Source organism: Alcanivorax sp. VBW004, assembly GCF_009718865.1.
Classification (GTDB): Bacteria; Pseudomonadota; Gammaproteobacteria; order Pseudomonadales; family Alcanivoracaceae; genus Alcanivorax.
On record NZ_WNHC01000001.1, the window covers coordinates 2,656,964 to 2,676,631 of the forward strand.

22 protein-coding genes are annotated in these 19,668 nt (G+C 59.0%); 9 read left to right on the top strand and 13 right to left on the bottom strand.

All coding sequences use genetic code 11. The features are described from left to right. Position 1 precedes the first annotated feature (1 nt). From F1529_RS12050 to F1529_RS12065, 4 genes are all read right to left on the bottom strand, one after another. A complete protein-coding gene (locus F1529_RS12050; RefSeq protein WP_196220400.1) occupies positions 2-352 on the bottom strand; it encodes a DUF3325 domain-containing protein in 351 nt (116 codons plus the stop codon). Continuing rightward, entirely contained in the window at positions 349-1,968 is a 1,620-nt protein-coding gene (locus tag F1529_RS12055; protein ID WP_155135047.1) for a PepSY domain-containing protein, read from the bottom strand. The genes F1529_RS12050 and F1529_RS12055 overlap by 4 nt, the downstream gene beginning before the upstream one ends. Continuing rightward, positions 1,965-2,231, bottom strand: a complete 267-nt coding sequence (locus F1529_RS12060; protein WP_007149092.1) for a DUF3649 domain-containing protein — start codon at positions 2,229-2,231, stop codon at positions 1,965-1,967. Before F1529_RS12060 ends, F1529_RS12055 begins: the two co-directional genes overlap by 4 nt. A 128-nt stretch (positions 2,232-2,359) precedes the next feature. After that, on the bottom strand, positions 2,360-3,742 hold the full coding sequence (locus F1529_RS12065) for an MATE family efflux transporter (RefSeq protein ID WP_155135051.1): 1,383 nt from the start codon (positions 3,740-3,742) through the stop codon (positions 2,360-2,362). A gap of 101 nt (positions 3,743-3,843) precedes the next feature. Between F1529_RS12065 and F1529_RS12070 the strand changes: the two genes are divergently transcribed. Next, complete coding sequence (locus tag F1529_RS12070; protein ID WP_370457071.1) at positions 3,844-4,365, top strand: elongation factor P hydroxylase; 522 nt, start codon at positions 3,844-3,846, stop codon at positions 4,363-4,365. A 111-nt stretch (positions 4,366-4,476) separates the two neighbouring features. On the opposite strand, the gene F1529_RS12075 is transcribed toward F1529_RS12070, so the two are convergent. The 9 genes from F1529_RS12075 to arsC form a co-directional block, all read right to left on the bottom strand. Continuing rightward, positions 4,477-5,784, bottom strand: a complete 1,308-nt coding sequence (locus F1529_RS12075; protein WP_155135054.1) for a DUF58 domain-containing protein — start codon at positions 5,782-5,784, stop codon at positions 4,477-4,479. Beyond that, positions 5,781-6,752, bottom strand: a complete 972-nt coding sequence (locus tag F1529_RS12080) for a MoxR family ATPase (protein WP_007151047.1) — start codon at positions 6,750-6,752, stop codon at positions 5,781-5,783. The genes F1529_RS12075 and F1529_RS12080 overlap by 4 nt, the downstream gene beginning before the upstream one ends. Positions 6,753-6,824: 72 nt before the next feature. Continuing rightward, positions 6,825-8,147, bottom strand: a complete 1,323-nt coding sequence (locus F1529_RS12085; RefSeq protein ID WP_007148572.1) for a DUF4350 domain-containing protein — start codon at positions 8,145-8,147, stop codon at positions 6,825-6,827. Beyond that, complete coding sequence (locus F1529_RS12090; RefSeq protein ID WP_155135057.1) at positions 8,140-9,660, bottom strand: DUF4129 domain-containing protein; 1,521 nt, start codon at positions 9,658-9,660, stop codon at positions 8,140-8,142. Before F1529_RS12090 ends, F1529_RS12085 begins: the two co-directional genes overlap by 8 nt. Then, positions 9,641-10,624, bottom strand: a complete 984-nt coding sequence (locus F1529_RS12095) for a stage II sporulation protein M (protein ID WP_155135060.1) — start codon at positions 10,622-10,624, stop codon at positions 9,641-9,643. The genes F1529_RS12090 and F1529_RS12095 overlap by 20 nt, the downstream gene beginning before the upstream one ends. Continuing rightward, the gene (locus F1529_RS12100) at positions 10,621-11,301 is read right to left on the bottom strand and encodes an RDD family protein (protein ID WP_007149210.1); all 681 of its coding nucleotides are present in this window, start codon (positions 11,299-11,301) and stop codon (positions 10,621-10,623) included. The genes F1529_RS12095 and F1529_RS12100 overlap by 4 nt, the downstream gene beginning before the upstream one ends. Beyond that, a complete protein-coding gene (locus F1529_RS12105; RefSeq protein ID WP_007149050.1) occupies positions 11,291-11,632 on the bottom strand; it encodes a DUF2069 domain-containing protein in 342 nt (113 codons plus the stop codon). Before F1529_RS12105 ends, F1529_RS12100 begins: the two co-directional genes overlap by 11 nt. Then, positions 11,632-12,228 carry an NAD(P)H:quinone oxidoreductase gene (wrbA, locus tag F1529_RS12110; RefSeq protein WP_155135066.1) on the bottom strand — a complete coding sequence of 199 codons (597 nt, stop codon included), beginning with the start codon at positions 12,226-12,228 and terminating at the stop codon, positions 11,632-11,634. The genes F1529_RS12105 and wrbA overlap by 1 nt, the downstream gene beginning before the upstream one ends. Positions 12,229-12,235: 7 nt before the next feature. After that, positions 12,236-12,589 (bottom strand): arsenate reductase (glutaredoxin), encoded by a 354-nt coding sequence (gene arsC / locus F1529_RS12115; RefSeq protein ID WP_155135069.1) that lies wholly within the window; start codon positions 12,587-12,589, stop codon positions 12,236-12,238. A gap of 87 nt (positions 12,590-12,676) precedes the next feature. On the opposite strand from arsC, the gene F1529_RS12120 reads away from it, so the two are divergent. From F1529_RS12120 to F1529_RS12155, 8 genes are all read left to right on the top strand, one after another. Next, a complete protein-coding gene (locus F1529_RS12120) occupies positions 12,677-13,996 on the top strand; it encodes a YihY family inner membrane protein (RefSeq protein WP_155135072.1) in 1,320 nt (439 codons plus the stop codon). Continuing rightward, on the top strand, positions 13,986-14,267 hold the full coding sequence (locus F1529_RS12125; RefSeq protein ID WP_007150262.1) for an acylphosphatase: 282 nt from the start codon (positions 13,986-13,988) through the stop codon (positions 14,265-14,267). The genes F1529_RS12120 and F1529_RS12125 overlap by 11 nt, the downstream gene beginning before the upstream one ends. After that, positions 14,264-15,139, top strand: a complete 876-nt coding sequence (locus F1529_RS12130) for an alpha/beta fold hydrolase (RefSeq protein WP_155135075.1) — start codon at positions 14,264-14,266, stop codon at positions 15,137-15,139. The genes F1529_RS12125 and F1529_RS12130 overlap by 4 nt, the downstream gene beginning before the upstream one ends. Positions 15,140-15,271: 132 nt before the next feature. Next, the gene (locus tag F1529_RS12135) at positions 15,272-16,795 is read left to right on the top strand and encodes a fumarate hydratase (protein ID WP_155135078.1); all 1,524 of its coding nucleotides are present in this window, start codon (positions 15,272-15,274) and stop codon (positions 16,793-16,795) included. Between the two features lie 537 nt (positions 16,796-17,332). Then, the gene (locus tag F1529_RS12140) at positions 17,333-17,917 is read left to right on the top strand and encodes an HNH endonuclease signature motif containing protein (protein ID WP_155135081.1); all 585 of its coding nucleotides are present in this window, start codon (positions 17,333-17,335) and stop codon (positions 17,915-17,917) included. Between the two features lie 167 nt (positions 17,918-18,084). Then, complete coding sequence (locus F1529_RS12145; protein WP_155135084.1) at positions 18,085-18,240, top strand: hypothetical protein; 156 nt, start codon at positions 18,085-18,087, stop codon at positions 18,238-18,240. Between the two features lie 103 nt (positions 18,241-18,343). Continuing rightward, positions 18,344-18,706 (top strand): hypothetical protein, encoded by a 363-nt coding sequence (locus tag F1529_RS12150; RefSeq protein WP_155135087.1) that lies wholly within the window; start codon positions 18,344-18,346, stop codon positions 18,704-18,706. Between the two features lie 454 nt (positions 18,707-19,160). After that, entirely contained in the window at positions 19,161-19,595 is a 435-nt protein-coding gene (locus tag F1529_RS12155) for a hypothetical protein (protein WP_155135090.1), read from the top strand. Positions 19,596-19,668: the final 73 nt, after the last annotated feature.

Consider the following 19,668-nt stretch of genomic DNA (forward strand, 5'->3'; position numbering starts at 1 on the left):
GCTAAGCCAGTGCCACCGTCGACCAGGTCAGCATGGCCAACACGGGCAAGGCGACAGCCAGTCGTCCGGCCAACCGTGCGCGATACGGCAGCAAAAACACCAGTGGCAAGCCGGCTATTGCCACCAGCCCCACGGCCATAAACAGCGCCAACCCCAGGGGCCAGACCGTCAACGTGACCCACAGCGATAACGCCAACAGCAACCAGCCGGGCCATCGGTAATAGTGCACGCGTTCCGGTTGCAGCTTGCGGCCCATGACCTGGTCATGGTGGCGTTTCATGGCCAGAGACAGGCTGGTCAGGCCGGCATAGGCCAGAGCCAGCGCCAGAAACAATGGCGGGGCCATCGTCATGGGGATTCTCCGGCAGGTTGCTCACTGGCCGTGTTGGCACGGCGCGGCGCACGGGCACCGCGTGCTTTTGCCGGCAGCGGTTTGCGCTGCAAACGCCACAGGGTATACCCGCCCAGGGCAGCAAGGATCAGGCAGACCAGGTCGAAACTGGCGATGGCCGCATGTTGCCAAGCTAGGCTCGTAAACAGGTGCGACGCCGTGGTGAAAATGTTGACTGCCGGTATGGCAAGCCAGAGTAGCGAGGCGGCAGCGACCTGCTCAATCCAGCCGTGGCGGTTCGGGCGCAGCAGACCATGCACCAGTGACACCAGCCAGACAATGAAGAAGACCTGAATCTCACGGTCTTCGCGGGCAGCCAGCGTGACCGGTAGCAAACGGTTGGCAAGGAAGTAGGCGGCGATGGCCAGCATCAGCCCGGTGATGGAGGCCATGTTCAGTCCGTTTACCATTTTCAGGGCCCGGTCGGGCTGCTGGTCCCGGCGTAATTGCTGGGTGCGTTTGCTCACCCACAGCAGCATGCCGGTCACGGTCATGGCGGAACCTGCGACCCCGAACAGAAAGAACAGCCAGCGGGTTAGCGGATCGGCGAAGCGAGCCATGTGCACACTGGTAAAGAAATTATAGATCCGCCAGCCCGGTGAGACCGGATCATTGGCGGGGATGCGCGTGTCGATCAGTTCACCGGTATTGCCCTGGAATACTTGCGTTGGATCGCCACCGCGCTGGCGGTCGGTGACCGCCGGATCCCGGTTTACCCGCAAGGTGATTTGCGCGTTGTCCCGGTTGGGATTGGTGATCTGGATGCGTTCTACCGGTTTGCCGAAACGGGTTTCGGTTTGCTCGATCAATGGCCCGACCGGCACCATCTGACCCGGCGAGCCAGGTTGCGCCGCGTCTTCTCCGCGAGAAAATACCTCGGAGAAAAACGCGCGGCGGTCATTCTCATAGGCTGCGTCGATTCCCCAGGGCATGATCAGGGTCATAAACAGCAGCAGGCCGGAATAGGTGATCATGAAATGGTAGGGCAGCGCGAGGACCGCGGTAGCGTTGTGGGCGTCCAGCCAGGAACGCTGCCCCTTGCCCGGCCGGAAGGTAAAGAAGTCCTTGAAGATTTTCTTGTGGGTGATCACCCCGCTGATAATGGCGATCAGCATGAACATGGTGGCCAGGCAGACCAGCAAGCGGGCCCACAGGCGGTCGATGCCGTAGAGTTCAAAATGGAAACGGTAAAGAAAGTTGCCGCCGCGGGTGGCGCGTGGTGCAACGACCTCGCCGCTGTCCGCATCCATGAGCATTTGTTCGCCACGCCGCCGGCCCCCGTTTTCCGGCTGTTTGGCGGGTTGCCAGCGCAACTCGACGGCGGTCTGACGGGCCCCTGGCAAGTTGATGTCCCAGGATTTGGCATCCGGGGCCTTGGCATTCAGGGCTGCCATTGCCAGCTCGACCGTACCCGGCTGCAGGGTGGAGTCATGCACTTCCGGCTGCATCCACAGGGTAATTTCTTCCCGAAAATAAGCGCTGGTGCCAGTAATAAAAATGGCCACCAGCAACCAGCCGAGTAACAGGCCGGTCCAGGTGTGTAGCCAGGCCATGGATTGGCGAAATGATTTATTCATGCGGGCAGACCCCACAGATACAGCCCAGCCAGCAGCAGGCTGGGGGCCAGAATGCCGGCCCAGGCCCGCCAGGCTGAGCGGGCGGAAAACGCCCAAATCGCCGCGCCGCTACATAACAGGAACGCCACCATGATGCCGATGATCACGGCCTGATCTCGGGCCACGGGCAGGGTAACGGCCAGGGCCATGGCCGCAAGGGCACCTAGACCATAGCCACCCAGAGCCGCGGCCAGGGTGCGGGAGGTAATCGAAAGTGGAGTCATAGGAATGTAGAGGCAAGCCAACCAAAATGAGAATCGTTATTATCTACAGAAACGATGCAAAGAAAATGCAAATGACACAATGAAAGCGCTGCCAGGGTGTAAAAACTGTAAGGCGAGGGGTATCCGGGTCAGGCGGCCAGGTCTTTCTGCGAGGTTGTTGGCGGTACCGGCAATGGCTGGGCGAGGCGCCAGCGCAAGCGCCAGCCCAGGAATACGGCGGCACTGGTCAAGCCTGCCACCAGGCCGATCCAGAACCCGGCGGGGCCCATGGGTTCCACCCACCAGTGCGTCAGCGCCAGACCATAGCCGATGGGCAGGCCGATGCCCCAGTAGGCCAGCAAGGTCATCATCATGGGCCAACCGGTGTCTTCGAAACCGCGCAGGCAACCATTGGCGCACACCTGCAGGGCGTCGGAAACCTGGTACAGGGCGGCGAACAGCAACAGGTAGCTGGCCAGTGCAATCACCGAGCCGTTGTCGGTATAAATACGGGGAATCCAGTGGCGGGCCAGCACCAGGCTGGAGGCGGCGGTGATGCCCACGACCAGGGTAATGGCCATGGCCACCTGCACCGCCACGCGGATGCCGTCCCGGTCGCTGCGCCCCCGGGCGTGGCCCACCCGCACGGTGGCGGCCAGGGCGAAACTCAGTGGCACCATGAAAATCAGGGAGGTGAAGTTGAGCGCGATCTGGTGGCTGGCGACGACCTGGGCGCCCAGGCTGCCGATCAGCAGGGCGATGACCGCAAAGATGCTCACCTCAAAGAAAATCGTCAGCCCCACCGGTAAGCCCAGGCGCAGCATGTAGCCCAGACTGGTGCGTTCAAAATGCCGTTGCCGCAGGTTCAATGGCGCGTGCTGATAGACCGGGTGGCGGTGCGTGTAGATCATCATCATCAACGCCATGGACCACATCACCAGCGAGGTGGCCCAGCCGCAGCCCACGCCGCCCATGGCCGGGAAGCCGAGCTTGCCGTAGATCAGCACATAGTTACTGGGGATGTTGATCATCAGGCCGATCACGCTGATCAGCAGTACCGGCCGGGTATGGTTCATGGCTTCGGTATAGCTGCGTAACGCCAGCATGATGGCGGCCCCGGGCATGCCCCAGCTAAGTGCATCCAGGTAGCCGCTGACCATGGGCCGAATGGCCGGGTCCACGTCCATCCATACCAGCACCGGGGCAACGCTGCGCAAAATCAGCGCACACAGGACACCCAGCCCCAGGCCCAACCAGAGCCCCTGCTGGGCGAGGGGGTTGATGCGATGATAAGCTTCGCCGCCCAGATGTCGCGACAGCACCGGGGTGGCGCTCATCAGCACGCCGGTCATGAACAGGAACAGGGGCACCCAGATACTGGCGCCCACGGCCACCGCGGCCAGGTCATTGGCGCTGACCCGCCCGGCCATCATGGTGTCCACAAAGCCGTTGGCCGTCTGCGCCAGTTGCCCACCCAGAATCGGCAGTGCGAGGGTGAGTTGGGCGGCAAGTTCCTGACGGCGGGATAACATAGGCAAGTGCTACTGTTGTAAACGGAACGGGTGTGGTGAACGAAATAGATCAGAATCAGGTTCAGACGAAGGCGGCTACCATACCGCAAAGCGCTTCACAGGTGTACGCCAGTGGTGAGCTGGAGCGCCTGTTTCGGGCGACTTTTTTCGATTCCCACCACACCGTGCTGGTAGGCGGTGCCAGTGAACCGGTTTACCTGCCAGGCCACCCCCACCAAATTTGCTATAGCCATGATTATTTTCGCAGTGCCCTGCACGAAATCGCCCACTGGTGCGTGGCCGGCGCAGCGCGGCGGCAACAGGAAGACTACGGTTACTGGTATGCGCCGGATGGCCGCAGTGCGGATCAGCAGGCGGAGTTTGCCCAGGTGGAAGTCTATCCTCAGGCTTTAGAGGCGCTTTTCTGTGCCGCTTGTGGGCATGATTTCCGGGTGTCGCTGGATAACCTGAATGGCGATGGCGGTGATGAAGTGGCCTTCGCCTTGAAGGTAAAGGCGAAAGCCGAGCGCTTGTTGGCCGAAGGCCTTGCCGAACGACCGGCTCGCTGGTGTGAGGTGCTAAAAGCGGCGTATGGCCGCGAGGGCGTGTCTTTGCGTCAAGCTTTGCAGCCGCTGTTTGCGTAGGCGATGGGTTGTCGGATTACGCCTTTCAGGCTCTCTGTGCCCTTGGGTGAATTCGACCTACAAAACCCAACTTCTCAAGTAGGTCGAATTAGCCTGAAAGGCGTAATCCGACTAAAGCCGCCCGCTGCGTTTTAACGCCAGGTATAGATGGTTCAATTGCTGCGGCATGTTTTGCGGTGTGGCGCTGGTGACCAGGGCGCCGGCGTGCCGCAGGCGGGTGTGCAGCTGCTCGCGCTGTTTCTGTTCCTGGGCATCGGCACAGACGGTCAGCGCCTGATCGAAATCCTCCACCGGCTTACGGGCCAGGGCTTCCTGTTCGGGCAGCAGCATGTCGGCAATCAGCACCAGATGGTGGCGGCGCATCAAGCCGACGGCGCTGAGCAGGTCATCCAGATCCTCGTGTTGCAGCCGTGTCACCAGCACTACCAGCGCCCGTCGGCGGCTGTGGCGAACCAGTTGGCGGGCGGCCAGGCTGAAGTCGCTGGCGTGCTGGCTGGGGTGCAGATCGTAGAGCCCGTTCAGCAAATGATTGAGACCATTCTGGCCCTGCACTGGCGGTAGCCAGCGTGGCTGATCACCGGAGAACAGCATGGCGCCGGCCTTGTCTTTCTGTTTGAGCGCACTCCAGGCCAGCAGCAGCGAGGCATTGAGCGCATGGTCGAAGCCGGTGAGCTTGCCCACCGGCATGCCCAGGCGCCGGCCGCCATCCAGCATGATCAGTACTTGCTGATTCTGCTCATCCTGATATTCACGGCTGATCAAACTGCGGCGGCGGGCAGTGGCTTTCCAGTCGATCTGACGCAGGCTGTCGCCGGGGTGATACTCGCGGAGCTGGTGGAACTCCATGCCTTCGCCACGGCGGGGCTTGAGCCGGCTGCCGGTAAGCAGGAAGGAGTGGTTGGCATCCAGCTGCGTCTGGCTGATGCGGGAAAAATCCGGGTACACCGGCACGATGCAATGGGCCGGGCAGGTTTTGCGTAGCGACCAGAAGCCCAGCTGGCTGGGGAACCAGAATTCCAAATCGCCGAACGCCACCGGGCCACGCCGGCTGGGCCGGTAGTGGTAAGTGAATTCGGTGAGTTCATTCTCCGCACGGGTTAGCAGGCAGGGCAGGCCGGTGAGCGGATCATCGCCGGGGTGGTGGTCCGCCAGTGTGGCCCGCGCCGGCAGTTCGGCGGAGGGAATGCGTACCTTGATCGCGTGGGGCTGTTGCACGGACAGGGCATTGGGCACGATACGCTCTGCCGACGGTGCCGGCCGGCGCCAGCCGTGGAGCAGGTCGAGCAGGGCAAAGGCCGCCAGAATCGCCCCGGCCGCCCACCACAGCAGGCTCGCGATACTGCCGCTGAAGAACAGCAGGGAGATCGCGCTCAGGGCCCAGAGGGCAACGGCGATAAGCAGGCGCGGAGCGGGCTTCATTGCCGTGGTGCTTCCACCTGGTCGAGCAGACGGGCCAGGGCGGTTTCCGGGGTCTGGCCTTCGATTTCTGCGTCGGCGCTGAGCTGGATGCGATGGCGCAGTACCGGGCGGGCCACTTGCTGGATGTCGTCCGGGGTGACGAAATCCCGGCCTTCGAACAGGGCTTGCACGCGGGCCGCCCGGGCCAGCGCAATACTGGCGCGGGGGCTGGCGCCATGGCTCAGGCCGTTGAAATCGCGTGTGGCACGGACGATGCGCAAGGCATAGTCCAGCACTTCGGCGTCAATCAGTACGTCGTTGCTGAGTGCTTTCATGGCCTGCAAGCCGGCCGCATCGGTGGCCGGGCTCAGGCTGTCCACGTCCAGGCTGGCGCGGATGGTGCCGTCGAGCACCATATTCACCAGGCGGGTTTCGTCGTCATGACCGGGGTAATCAATCAGCACCTTGAACAGAAACCGGTCCAGCTCTGCTTCCGGCAGCGGGTAGGTGCCTTCCTGGTCCAGCGGGTTCTGGGTAGCGAGCACCATGTAGGGTTCGTTCAGGGTAAAGGCTTTGCCTTCGATGGTGATCTGCCGTTCCTGCATGACTTCCAGCAGTGCCGCCTGGGTCTTGGCCGGGGCACGGTTAATCTCGTCAGCCAGCAACAGCTGGGTGAACGCCGGGCCGCGCCGGATGCGGAATTGTTCGGTTTTCTGGTCGTACATGGCGTGGCCGGTCACGTCGGTGGGCATCAGGTCCGGGGTGAACTGGATGCGATTGAAGTCCAGCTCCAGTACTCGCCCGAGGCTGCGCACCAGCAACGTCTTGCCCAGGCCGGGCACGCCTTCAATAAGAACGTGGCCGCCGGAAATCAGTGCGATCAACACTTCACGGACGACCTGTTGCTGGCCAATCAATACCTGATTGAGCCGGCTTTCAATGTCGTGGGCCAGGGCGGCCGCATCGGCGAGGGTGGCGGGTTGGCTCATGCTGTTGTCCTTTTGCGTTTCAACTGACGACGTTGACGTGTATGTCCGCGCCACTGCACCTGTGAGAGCGTATCAGTGACTGCAATTTTTCAGCGATTGTAATAATGAAACCTGCTGCGTGAACTGGTCCCGGGTTTCCGGTTGCATCTGCAGGGCCGCTTCCAGTTCTTTGGCTGGCACCGATAATGTTTTTGCGGCCAGTGCCAACGCCTTGTCACGCTGGTGATGAAAACGGACCAGGTGTTGTTCTGCCTGCTTGCGCAAAACGTCTACCAGGGCTGCCTGCTGGTTGGTGCGCCACTGGAAATAGCCACTGGCGTGCAGGTGTTGCAGGTAGTCGCGGCTGCTTTCTTCGCGGGCTTCCTGGCGCGGCCCCTGGCGGGGAATGCGATACCACAACCACAGGGCCAGTAGCACAAGCAGGGCAACGCCCAGTGCCGGGGCTTTCAGCCACAGCCACTGTGCCAGCGGCGGCATGGCCACGGAGCGCACAAACCACACCGGCTCATCCGCGGTGAGCCAGGCCAGTAGCCAGGCATGATCGAAATAGAGCAGACGTTCGTTGGACCACAGGCTCAAGTCGGTCAGCACGGAAATCTGTCCGCTGCCCAGGCCCAGTTGCACCAGCTGGCTACCGTAATCGTTGTCTGCGTAGGCGGTCACCTCCACCGGCCATTCCAGGTGTGGCGTCTCGCCTTCTTCATCATCCCAGCTGTCATGCCAGATAACGTAATCGCTGAATAGCTGCACACGTCGGTCAGGTGCGTTGTCACCCACATGCAGCCCAAGAGGCGCGGGCTCCGGCGGCGCGTCACAGACCAGCCGTGCACAACCTTCACGCAATTCCTCGTTGTCGCTTTGCAGGCAGTACTGCAAGGGGCTGTCCACAAAAACGGGCAAGGCCATGATCAGATCTCGGACCGGATCCTCTTCAATGGATTCGCTGGGCACGGGGGAGTCCCAGACGGTGATGCCGAGCGGGAACAGCAGTGGGTCATTGTCCTGCCAGTCTGCGTCACTGGCATCGGATGCCTCGATAAGCGACGGCAGCGGGCGGGCTTCCACCACCAGTTCGCCACCGTCCTGGACCCATTCCAGCAGGGTGTTCACCTGGTTGGGGGTGAGCATGCCGCGGTGTTTATCGATCACCAGGGTGGTGCGGGTGTCGGGTAACGGGAACAGGGCCGCAGCACTGAGAATGCGTTCAGAGGGCTGGCCCCGTTGCGCCAGCCAGCGTTGTGCTGCGCTGTAGGGGTTGCGGGTGATGCTGCTGTCCGGGGCGACCCGCTGCATGTAGGTGACCGGTTCGGTCAGGGCGTAGTAGCCCGCGATCATGGCGACCAGCAGGGTGGCAAGCAGCCAGGGGAAAGCACGGCGCAGGTGGGCCTTACGCATGGTTTGCCTCCAGCCTGTCCATTTGCTGCCAATGCTGCATCAGCGTGCGCACCTGCTCGTCGCTGACCGGGCGGTGAGCCCAGGCGGTGCTGATCCAGGCCTGGGTCAGGCGCTGGAGGTAGGCAATGGGTAGCGGGTCGCCGTGATGCTGTTGCAGGGTGCGCAGGCACTGCTGCTCGGTGCTGCCTGCGGCCAGAGCTACCGGGTAGCGGGCCAGAATGCCGGCCAGGGCGGCGCGCATCAGTATGGCCAGGGCGCCGCGGATGTCCCCGGCCTTGAGCGCACCGTCCACGGCACGGTTCAGGTTTTTCGGCAGGCTGCGTTTGCGGATATCCAGCCCGGCCACGTGGGTGGGGATAACAGGGCGGTTGCGGGTGCTGTGCCCGCGCAGGCCAAATTGGTTGGCCACCTTGAGGATTAACCAAAGGGCTAGCGCAATAAAGAGGGCCCAGAAAATGGTCCACAGCAAGGCATCGGGAATATTCAGCGGCGTGCTGTTAGTCTCGACGTCCTCATCGTCCAGATTATCAAACAGGAACCGCCAGATTTTCTCCATCAGGCTCTCGGATTCGCTGTCGTCCTGATCAATCCACTGCCGCTCGGTCTTTTCTTGCAGCGGCATGAACTCCGGGCTGGCCAGCAGCTCGATGACTTGCTGTTGCTCGGCTTGCGAGCTGTGGGCTGGCGGTGTTGTTTCGGCTTTGGCGGGTTCCATGGACGGCACCAACAGCAGGATCAACAAAGCACCGACCACTCTTCTGGCCGCGCTGGCCGCCCGGCGCCGCTTGCCCAGCCGGGTGAGCCCCAGCTGCAGGTCCCAGCCTTCCAGCCAGGTGCGTTTGTTCAGATACAGGGCAAAGCCACAGGCCACATAGAGGGGTTCGGTGATGCACAGCACCAGGTAAAAGCACAGCCCGGAGATAGCCAGCTGCAGCGCACTCTGGTCGTAGAACCAGTCGCTCAGTTCCAGGTTGAACTGCCAGGGCACCAGCATATACAGCAACGCCATCAGCCCGAGCGTCATGAATTGCTCCAGGTGCAGCACCAGCAGGGTCAGCATGCCCGCCCGGTTGGACGGATAGCTGTTGAGTACTTTCAGCCGCTGGCTGGCGGTGTCACCTTTGACTTGTTCAAGTTGCCAGACGCTGGCATTGAAGCTGCGCATGGGGCTCAGGCGTCGCCAGGTGAGCTGGCCAGCCAGCCCCGGTAGCGCGTAATGACGCCAGCGTTTCAGCAGGGCCCTCAGGGTGAGGGTTTCACCGAACAGTGCGTGGCTGTAAAAAGCCAGCAGCGGCCGCTCCCAAAGGGGTTTGAGCCACCAGAATATGAACAAGGGCCACAGGCTGTTGTTCAGGGCAGCCATGGTTAACAGCAGGGCATAGGGTACGGCGGTAAACAGCAGCCAGACGCGGGTAATGGAACCAGCCCAGTGGCGGTAAAACTGCGTGCCCAGGTCCGCAGCTTGCCAGGGGCTGCGTGGTGCCAGCCGGGCGCTAGCCTTTTCGAGTTCCATCCCGTCCCCCGAAGAAAAGATACAGATACAAAAGCGCCCAACAGGCTGCGCCCACGCTGTATTTGATGGTTGGCGCCAGGTCCCGTGGTGACCAGAAGGCTTCGATAAAGGCGGCCAGCAGTAACAGGGCAAAGACCCCGTACATGGTGGGCAGCGCATCCCGGGCGGCTAGGCGCAGGGCGTCCAGCCGTGACCAGGGCCCGGGGGCAATAATGGCCCAGCCGAGGCGCAACCCGGCCCCACCGGCCAATACAATGGCGGTCAGCTCTGGCGCGCCGTGGGCAATCACAAAGGTAAAGAACGGTTCCTGTGCGCCCACGTTGATCAGGTGCCCGGCGGCGGCGCCGAAGAAGCTGCCGTTGAACAGCATCACTACCAGTGCGCCCACGCCCAGCAGTAGCCCGCTGGCAAAGGTGCGGAAGGCGATGCCAATATTATTCTGGATGTAGTGGCCGAACATCATCACGTCGTCATCGCCGCTACGCTCGTTCTTCATGTCCGCCTGATTTTCCGGCTGATACATGCTTTCCAGATTGGTAATGCTGGCTTCGTCGACCACGGTGTAGATCATTTCCGGTTGTTGATGCACCAGCACCCACACCAGCGCCATCGAGAGTACAAAGGCCAGGGCGCTGACCAGGTGCCAGCGCCACTGCCGGCGCACCGCCTGGGGGAAGCCGCTGGCGATAAAGGTGCCGATGCGATCTGCCAGGGATGGGTTATAGCGGTACAGCTGGCGGTGGGCACGTAATACCAGATTGTTGAGGAATTGCTGCAGCTGCACGCTGTAGCCTCGTTCCCGTGCCAGCGCCAGTTGGTGGCAGAGCTTGCGGTAATCGGTGACAAAGGTGTCCAGGGTGAGCTTGTTCTTCTTGCTCACATGCAGGGACTCCAGCTGCTCGAGCTGGCGTTCCAGTGCTTGCCATTCCGGCCGGTATTGCTGTTCGAAACGGGCCTGTTTCATGTGGGCCCCTGTACCAGGTAACGGCTGACGGCATTCAGACGCTGCAACGCCAGTGCCGGTGCCAGTTCGGGGTACGCCAGTTGCGCCAGCTCCTGCTGGCGGGCTTCGGAAAAGCGGTCATGGCGTTCATGGAAGGCGAGCAGGGCAAGCTGGTCATCCCGGCTCAAGGACCAGTCAGGGGCGAGGGTGTCGCCCTGGGCCTGTTCCTGAATCTGTGGGGTTTCTTCGATATGGACAACCAGGGTGTTGGCGGCCATGTCGCCAAGCCGCTGGTAACGAGGGCTGATCAGCGTGCAGATAAACCCGAGAAGATAGAACAGCGGGAACGCATCGGCAGTGCGCAGCAGGTTGCGAATCAGGCTGCCGTTGAAGCTCAGCGGGCTGCCATTGGCATGAACCACCACCAGCCCCATGGCTTTCTTGCCCGGTGTTTGCCCGTGGCGGAAGGCTTCAAACAGGGTGGGGTAAAACCATTCCAGCACGAACGCCATGATCAGCAGCAGGCCCATGCCGGCTTTGCCCAGTGCCGCGAACACCGCGGCCAGTGCACCGTAAATCACCAGCCGAATAGCCAGATCGATGGCGTAGGCCAGCGCCCGGGGCACCGGTCCGGCCAGCGACAGGCTGAGCATGGCGCCTTCCGGTGTTTCTACTTCCAGGCGTTCATCAATCAGCATTCTGGCCCTGACGAATTTGTAGTGCGGCAAACACAAAGAGCATGACAGTCAGGGTCGTTTTGGCAATCGCCAGGGTGCGCACCGGGGGCGGATCCAGCAGCTGGACCGCATAGCCACAGAAATAAAACAGCAGCAAGAAACACAACCAGGTGGCCTGGCGCCGGTTGCCGCTGATAGCAGCAGGCATCATCAATAGCAGGGGGCCGTACAGCACTAGCGCGATGATAAGGCTGGAGACAATGTGCGCGTCCGGCGGTGCCAGAGTGAACAGGCCGCTGATGCCGACGAGCAGGAGTAACGCGTAGCTGATACGGAGTAAAACAAGATTCATCAGGAAGCCTTCAGTTGGCGGGCCAGTAACGCCAGGCGTTTGCCCAGTGCGCGTGCCAGGGTGATTTCGTGTTCCGTCAGCGCCGGGTCACCCTGGCTGCCGGAAACGTGAGTGGGGCCATAGGGCGTGCCGCCGCTTTGGGTATCCAGCAAGGCGGCTTCGGAGTACGGCACACCGGCCAGCACCATACCGTGGTGGAGCAGGGGCGTCATCATGGAAAGCAGCGTGCTTTCCTGGCCGCCGTGCAGGCTACCGGTGGCGCTGAACACGCCGGCGGGTTTGCCGATCAGGGTGCCTTTCATCCACAGCTCGCTGGTCTGGTCGATGAAATATTTTAATGGTGCCGCCATGTTGCCAAAGCGGGTGGGTGAACCCAGAGCCAGGCCCTGGCAACCGGCCAGATCATCCAGCGTCGCGTAGGGCGCACCTTGATCCGGTACCGCCGGCTCGCTGGCTTCGCAGTTGGCGGACACGGCCGGGACCGTGCGCAGGCGTGCTTCCATTCCGGTGCTTTCGATACCGCGAGCGACCTGTTGCGCCAGGTTGGCAACACTGCCGTTGCGGCTGTAGTAAAGCACCAGCACATAATCGGTCATGGGCGATTCAATCCAGTAACTGCAGGGCGTTTTCCGGGGGGCGACCAAGCACCGCCTGATCGCCTTTGACGACGATGGGGCGTTCAATCAATTTCGGGTACTGAATCATTGCTGCGATAACGTCAGCATCGCTGCTTTGCGCAGACAGGCCTGCGGTCTTGTAGTCCGCTTCCTTGTTGCGTACCAGATCATGGGCATGGGCAAACCCCAGCTTGCTGATCAGGCTTTTCAATGTGGCGGTATCCGGAATATCGTCCAGATACTTTACGATAGTGGGGGTAACACCGTTCTCTTCCAGTAACGCCAGCGTCTGACGTGATTTTGAACAGCGCGGGTTGTGGAAGATAATGTAGTCGCTCATGGGATTGCATATCCTGTTTCGTAACGCTGCCATTGTAAGCTGCACACGTGCGGTGGCAAGGGGTCAACCAGAGAGGACGCGTAGAGCATGGAGAATGAGCAACCGGTAATTCCGGTGCACGCCCGGTTCGATTCCATCAAGGCGTTTTTTGCCCTGCTGGTGCGCCAGTTCAATGAAGACGGTTGCCGGCAAAGTGCTGCGGCGCTGACGTATACCACCCTGTTTGCCATCGTCCCGGTGATGACCGTGAGTTTTGCGGTGCTGTCGTCGGTGCCCGCCCTGAAAGACAAGGGCACCCAGTTCCAGACTTGGGCGTTCGAATATTTTGTGCCGTCCGCAGGCAATATGTTGCTCGATCACCTGCAGTCCTTCGCCAAACAGGCGGCGAACCTGACCGGGTTGGGTATTGTGTTTCTGGTGGTCACTTCCATCCTGATGCTGAGCACGGTTGAACAAACCCTGAACCGTATCTGGAAAGTGCAGACCCCGCGTAAAGGCCTGACCAGTTTGTTGATGTATTGGGCGGTGCTGTCATTGGGGCCGATTTGTCTGGGTCTGGGGCTGGCGATCTCGTCGTATCTCACCTCGCAGGCCATCTTCAGCGACACGGTGGGCTACCTGGGCGGAGTGCGGTTATGGCTGTCCTTGCTGCCGTTCCTGTTCACCACCGCCATGCTGACACTGATGTACACCGTGGTGCCCAATACCAAGATTCCGTTACGCCAAGGGGTGCTGGGGGCCGCGGTGGCCGCGCTGCTGTTCGAACTGGCGAAAGGGGGCTTCACTTTTTTCATCAAGCAGGCGCCCAGTTATGAAGTGGTGTATGGCGCCTTCGCTGCCGTGCCGGTGTTTCTGCTGTGGATTTATATTTCCTGGACCATTGTGCTCGGTGGTGCGGAGCTGGTGCGTGCGTTAGTGGTCTTTCAGGAACACCGTCGCCAGGTGCCGCGCATGCACGCTTTGGTGCGCCTGCTCAATGTATTCTGGCAGCGCCAGCAAAATGGCAAGGTGCTGCGCAGCAAGGAAGTTCGCAAGGTGATGCAGGAATCCGGAATCAGCCAGTGGGATGAATTTCGCAACCTGCTGGTGAATGCGAAGCTGATCCGGCGCACGGAAGAAGGCGGTTACATGCTTAGCCGGGATCTGCGTAATCTGTCTCTGGGGCAGTTGGTGGCCATGCTGCCGTGGCCGGCCCATACCCAGCTAAGAGTGCGGCAACAGCAGGCGCCGTTGCCCTGGGAGGCTGCGCTGAAGACACGAATGGATCAGGCCCGGGAAGGCATGATGGCACCGCTGGATATCAGCCTGGATACGCTATTCAGCAAGCCGGAGAATCCAACAGACGACAACGCAGAGCCGAACAGGGCCTCTGCCGACATTGACCACGAGGACAAGCATGACGGTTAAGCATGTACTGGTGAGCGGTATTGTGCAGGGTGTAGGCTACCGGGCCTGGACGCGCCAGGAAGCCATACGTCGCAATCTCACAGGCTGGGTACGCAATTGTGCAGACGGCCGGGTAGAAGCGTTGCTGGAAGGCGAAAGCGGTGCGGTGGATGACATGCTCGATGCCATGCATCAGGGGCCGGCGCTGGCACAGGTGGAAAGGATTCTGGTGGAAGAGGGTAGCGATCATGACGATGCCCCCCGTTCCAATCACTTTGAGGTAACCCGATGAAACAGGTTGAGCTGGTCAATGGTGACCTGCGTTTTCCTGCCCTGATGGCCGGCAATGGTGAGCCGGTGATTCTGTTGCATGGTTTTCCCGATACCCACGAAAACTGGGCGGTGCAGATCAATGCCCTGGCGGATGCCGGTTATACGGCTATCGCACCGGCCTTGCGCGGCTATGCGCCCAGTTGCCAGCCCGGTAACGGCGATTATTCCCTCTATGCTGCGGTGGACGATCTGATGGTCTTTGCTGCGCAGCTGGGCGGCCGTGTGCATCTGGTTGGGCACGACTGGGGGGCCGCGGTGGGGTATCTGGCCTGCGCCCAGTCCCCGGAGACCTTCTGCTCGTTCAGTGCCTTGTCTATTCCGCCTATCCGGCGTATTCCTCAAGCGTTATTGAAAGTGCCGGAGCAAGTATTGCTGAGCGGCTACATGCAGTTTTTCCAGCTGCCGCTGGCCCCGGAAGCCTGGCTCAAACGTGGCGACCTGGATGGCGTTGAAGCCCTGTGGCGGCGCTGGTCGCCGGATTGGGAGCCGGAGCTCTATCTGGACAATGCCAAACACACCCTGGCGGAGCCCGGGGTGATCAGTGCGGCCCTGGCCTGGTACCGGTCCCTGTTCAAGGTGTGGAAAAAAGAACATCGCAAGGCAAGGGCCTGGCTGGGGCAGGATATTGCCACCCCCACCCAGATCCTGATCGGCGAGAATGATGGCTGCATGAGCCCCAAATTGCTGGAGCACACGCTGGTAGGAAGCGACTTCAGTGGTGGCGTGGAGCTGCAAACCCTGGCCGATGCCGGGCATTTTCTGCATCTGGAGCAACCGGAAGCGGTAAACCGCCATCTGATTCGGTTGCTCAATAACACCCGCTGCGACTGAAACCGGCTCAATGAGCCGGCAAGCGGGAAGGTACCGGTAACGCCAAACCCGACCCTCCGCGTGTCGGGTTTTCGCCCCCTTCATACTCTGCGCTATACTACGCGCCCCTATTTTCCCAGCAGGAGTGATCCCATGACGGTGATTCGCCAGGATGACCTGATTCAGAGCGTGGCAGATGCCTTGCAGTACATCTCGTACTACCACCCGGTGGATTTCATCCGCGCGGTGAAAGAAGCCTACGAGAAGGAAGAGAGCAAGGCCGCCAAGGACGCCATGGCGCAGATCCTGGTCAACTCCCGCATGGCTGCCATGGGTCGTCGCCCGATCTGCCAGGACACCGGCATCGTGACCGTGTTTGCCAAGGTGGGCATGAATGTCACTATTGAAGCGTCCCCTGAAGGTGAAAGTATGAGCCTGGACGACATGATCAACGAAGGGGTGCGTCGCGCCTACAACCACCCGGACAATGTCCTGCGTGCCTCGGTGCTGGCGGACCCGGATGGCAAGCGTGCCAACACCAAGGACAACACCCCGGCGGTGATCAATTACTCCATCGTCCCCGGCGACACCCTGGAAATCGATGTGGCGGCCAAAGGCGGCGGTTCCGAAGCGAAATCCAAGTTCGCCATGCTCAACCCGTCTGATTCCGTGGTGGACTGGGTGCTGGAACAAATTCCCAAGATGGGCGCTGGCTGGTGCCCGCCGGGCATGCTGGGTATTGGCATTGGCGGCACCGCCGAGAAAGCCATGCTGATCGCCAAAGAATCCCTCATGGACCCCATCGACATCCACGAGCTGCAGGCCCGTGGTGCCCAGACCCGCTCTGAAGAGCTGCGTCTGGAACTGTTCGAGAAAGTGAATGCCCTTGGTGTGGGTGCCCAGGGCCTGGGTGGCCTGACCACCGTGCTAGACGTGAAAGTGGTGGATTACCCCACCCACGCGGCCAACAAACCGGTAGCCCTGATCCCCAACTGTGCGGCGACCCGTCATGCCCACTTCGTTCTGGATGGCACCGGCCCGGCCGACCTGAAAGCACCGGACCTGGAAGAATGGCCGGACATTGCCTGGGGCAACGACGAAGGCGCCAAGCGTGTGAACCTGGATACCGTGACCCCGGAAGAAGTGCAGACCTGGGAACCGGGCGACACCTTGCTGCTGTCCGGCAAGTTGCTCACCGGCCGCGATGCTGCTCACAAGCGCATGGTGGACATGATCTCCAAAGGCGAGAAACTGCCCGTGGACTTCACCAACCGCTTTATCTATTACGTAGGCCCGGTGGATCCAGTAGGTGACGAAGTGGTTGGCCCGGCAGGCCCGACGACTGCTACCCGCATGGACAAGTTCACCCGCACCATGCTGGAAGAAACTGGTCTTATCGGCATGGTCGGCAAGGCCGAGCGTGGCGACACCGCCATCGAAGCCATCAAGGACAACAAGGCTGTGTACCTGATGGCCGTAGGCGGCGCCGCCTACCTGGTCTCCAAAGCCATCCGCAAATCCCGCGTAGCAGCCTTTGAAGATCTGGGCATGGAAGCCATCTACGAATTCGAAGTGGAAGACATGCCCGTCACCGTGGCGGTGGATTCCACCGGCGAATCCGTACACAAGACCGGCCCGGTCATCTGGAAACAGAAGATCGCCGAAAAGAGCGCGTAGTAGGTACTACGCCGCTCGCCCCAAAAAACCGTGCTTCCAGCGCGGTTTTTTTGTGGGCGAACGGCTGCAACACGCCTCACGCAACAAGCAACACTAAACCGTAGGAGCGTCGCTCGCGGCGCGATTCCAAACCGTGTAGGAGTCCCACTCGAGGGACGAATCCCACCCCAGATAACACGATAAACCTGGCAATCAACCTCGAAGGTTTAACTTCCCCACCAACCTGATCACCCCGCCCTAAATCCCCTTTTTCACCCGCGCACAAATTGAATATGTAGGATATGGCTTACAGATTTTTGTAAGTTGCTGAGATAAGGTGAATTTTCAGAAAAACGGATGCAAGAAAAATCCGAGTAAAAATGCCTGTTCAACACGCAAGTGCAAGAAAAGTCCGTTGAGAGTGATTCCTGCCCATGGGGTAAGTCACTGATTGAGTAATGGTTTTATGTGGCTTTTGAGCAGGGCCGGGTCGGGGATATACAGCAAAGTGATATATCGCATCTGCAATTGAATAAACTGTTAGCCACAAGGAAAGATATGCCAGCACCTAAAATTGAATTGAGCGATATAGAGCGCGGCATTTCTCGTTACGAGGCAGGAGAGAGGCCGTGGCGGCAAACATTAAATAGAGTTGATTGGTTTATTTTATATAACTCCAAACTTTACCCGCTAAAATATACCTATGCTTTAGCTGCAAATGTGCCCCCAGTAGAATTTACAACAGACCAAATGAAATCTGCCATGCGCAATCTACAGCTTTCATTTATTAGCCTTAAGGGGCAGCCAGAGCAATCAATTGAATTTGAAAGATCAATTGAAGAATCTACTAATAATCCTTTGGCACGAAAAGAACGACTAAGGAACGCAAACGTTAAACCTGAAATAATTTTTACGTATAGCCAATCATTTAAAAGAAACCCTGACGTTGTAGCTGAAGTGCTCGAACGAGCAGATGGAAAATGTGAATGCTGTAAAAAAGCAGCTCCTTTTAATAAAGCAAAAGACAATAAGCCTTATTTGGAAATCCATCACAAAATTTTTCTGGCAAATGATGGAGAAGATTCAGTTGAGAATTCAGAAGCCTTGTGTCCCAACTGTCATCGGCAAAAACATTATGGCTAACAAGTCGTTGCAGCTCGCGCACTTCGTGCGCTGGACAGTTTGTAAGTTGCGCTTAATGTGCGTGGCTTCGCCACTGTCGCACAACGCTTAACTTACAAACCGCCGCTGAACTCGGCGTTATGTGGATTAGTGTTTGAGGCCATGTGTGTAAGTAGCAGGAAGGGTCTGTGCATAAAAAGGCTTTTCTAATTGGTGGCGGAGTTGGCTGTTTGGCTGGTGGCTTGCTGAGCTTTTTTTTCGGGTTCTCCGAAGAAGGTATTGCTGCAGGTATTGTGGTTGGCTGGGCCGCCGGTGAAATTATAGGTTTGGCAGCTTCTAGATAAAGGATTGCTAGTGTTGAAACTGAAGCTGTCACATAACAAGGCCAGGCAGGGCGACGCCAAAATACGGCGCGCCTGCTGGCAGCGTTAAACGGAAGGGGTGAAGGTGAGAGCTCTGCGATTAACATTATTGTTCGTATTTGTGTTTCTTGCTGGGTGCTCGCCAGGAACTGCTGAGGATGCGGAGGTTAAGGCCGCTGTTGCGGAGGTTGTAGATAATGGAAAAGTGGTGGCAATTTATAGATTTGGGCAAATGGTTGTGAATGTGAATGGCCAAAAAGCCTTTGATCTGAGTGCTGCTAAGAGGAAAGAGTTGGCCCTTGGAATTGCCAATGCTGCTTTAGAAGTTCGCCCAGATGTGGATTCAATCATGATCGGTTTTGGCAGGGTTGAACCTGAGATCCAGCAGATCGCCTACGTTTGGGAAAATCAAAATGGGGCTCTCACTTTTGTCAGCCCAAGGGAATGAACGTTTAACAATGCCATGCATGCGACGAGCGCATGATGGCTGGCGTTATGTCTTTAGGTGGTTATGAAATCTGGGATGGGGCGATATAAAGCTAAGAGTGGTCTAGTTTATAACAGTCTTCTTTTGGCTTTTCTTGGCTATTGGCTCTACGAGCATAATGATATTTATATTGCCGTAGCCTTCGTCTCTTTTTCAGTGAGCACATACTTTACTTGGCGGCAGGATAAGCTCAAGTCAGACCCATGGTCTAGCGAAAGAGATTTAAGTAATGTGAGGATATGTCGCGGTATTGGGGTGCTAGTCTTCGCATTGTCTTTTCTGGGTTTTTGGGTTCATCTTGCAGTCAAGACATAACAATGCTATGCATGCGACGAGCGCATGATGGCTGGCGTTAGGTGAAGTCGTTTTGAAGTATCTGGCCACTATAGTTTTCTTTTTGACCTCGGGAGTTGCAATGGCAGAGGGACTTTTTCTGCATTCTCATAGCTCGGTTTCTGATCGATTTGCGATACTGGATGAAACTGATCAAGTGGCCTTTCTCTATTTAACCCAAAAAGGTTCACAGCAACCAATGCGAGATGCCATTGCTTACATGCGGGTGCAGCCTCCAAAAGAGGTAGATTGGAAGGCAATGGCGGAAAACGGTAACCCGCCAATACTTTCTGAAGAGTTCGCCTCAGACCAAGCGGTTATCACTGATGTAGAGGAGAGCAGTTTTTCTTTTGAATGGTCGGCAGATGGTAATTCGGCTGTTCTGGTATTCCGTGGCGATCCAATTGCATTGGTGGCTGAGTCTGAGCAGATTGGTTTTTCGAAAGCAGTAGCAACGCCAAATAAACTAACGAACCCTTGGGACCAAGATGTCTATCGGAAGCTGTTTGGTCGCTAAATCACCTAACCAACGCGTCAACGGGACCGCTTTGTTCCGCTGCCGCTCCACAAAGCGGCCCGTTACGCCAGCG

What these genes read in the sequence shown, in the direction of transcription:
- F1529_RS12105 (WP_007149050.1), bottom strand. Translation starts at nt 11,632, where the DNA reads ATGAATCTTGTTTTACTCCGTATCAGCTACGCGTTACTCCTGCTCGTC.
- F1529_RS12085 (WP_007148572.1), bottom strand. Translation starts at nt 8,147, where the DNA reads ATGCGTAAGGCCCACCTGCGCCGTGCTTTCCCCTGGCTGCTTGCCACC.
- F1529_RS12060 (WP_007149092.1), bottom strand. Translation starts at nt 2,231, where the DNA reads ATGACTCCACTTTCGATTACCTCCCGCACCCTGGCCGCGGCTCTGGGT.
- F1529_RS12125 (WP_007150262.1), top strand. Translation starts at nt 13,986, where the DNA reads ATGACGGTTAAGCATGTACTGGTGAGCGGTATTGTGCAGGGTGTAGGC.
- F1529_RS12095 (WP_155135060.1), bottom strand. Translation starts at nt 10,624, where the DNA reads ATGAAACAGGCCCGTTTCGAACAGCAATACCGGCCGGAATGGCAAGCA.
- F1529_RS12130 (WP_155135075.1), top strand. Translation starts at nt 14,264, where the DNA reads ATGAAACAGGTTGAGCTGGTCAATGGTGACCTGCGTTTTCCTGCCCTG.
- F1529_RS12065 (WP_155135051.1), bottom strand. Translation starts at nt 3,742, where the DNA reads ATGTTATCCCGCCGTCAGGAACTTGCCGCCCAACTCACCCTCGCACTG.
- F1529_RS12120 (WP_155135072.1), top strand. Translation starts at nt 12,677, where the DNA reads ATGGAGAATGAGCAACCGGTAATTCCGGTGCACGCCCGGTTCGATTCC.
- F1529_RS12100 (WP_007149210.1), bottom strand. Translation starts at nt 11,301, where the DNA reads ATGCTGATTGATGAACGCCTGGAAGTAGAAACACCGGAAGGCGCCATG.
- F1529_RS12050 (WP_196220400.1), bottom strand. Translation starts at nt 352, where the DNA reads ATGACGATGGCCCCGCCATTGTTTCTGGCGCTGGCTCTGGCCTATGCC.
- F1529_RS12055 (WP_155135047.1), bottom strand. Translation starts at nt 1,968, where the DNA reads ATGAATAAATCATTTCGCCAATCCATGGCCTGGCTACACACCTGGACC.
- F1529_RS12090 (WP_155135057.1), bottom strand. Translation starts at nt 9,660, where the DNA reads ATGGAACTCGAAAAGGCTAGCGCCCGGCTGGCACCACGCAGCCCCTGG.
- F1529_RS12080 (WP_007151047.1), bottom strand. Translation starts at nt 6,752, where the DNA reads ATGAGCCAACCCGCCACCCTCGCCGATGCGGCCGCCCTGGCCCACGAC.
- F1529_RS12135 (WP_155135078.1), top strand. Translation starts at nt 15,272, where the DNA reads ATGACGGTGATTCGCCAGGATGACCTGATTCAGAGCGTGGCAGATGCC.
- F1529_RS12075 (WP_155135054.1), bottom strand. Translation starts at nt 5,784, where the DNA reads ATGAAGCCCGCTCCGCGCCTGCTTATCGCCGTTGCCCTCTGGGCCCTG.
- arsC (WP_155135069.1), bottom strand. Translation starts at nt 12,589, where the DNA reads ATGAGCGACTACATTATCTTCCACAACCCGCGCTGTTCAAAATCACGT.
- F1529_RS12155 (WP_155135090.1), top strand. Translation starts at nt 19,161, where the DNA reads ATGGCAGAGGGACTTTTTCTGCATTCTCATAGCTCGGTTTCTGATCGA.
- wrbA (WP_155135066.1), bottom strand. Translation starts at nt 12,228, where the DNA reads ATGACCGATTATGTGCTGGTGCTTTACTACAGCCGCAACGGCAGTGTT.
- F1529_RS12140 (WP_155135081.1), top strand. Translation starts at nt 17,333, where the DNA reads ATGCCAGCACCTAAAATTGAATTGAGCGATATAGAGCGCGGCATTTCT.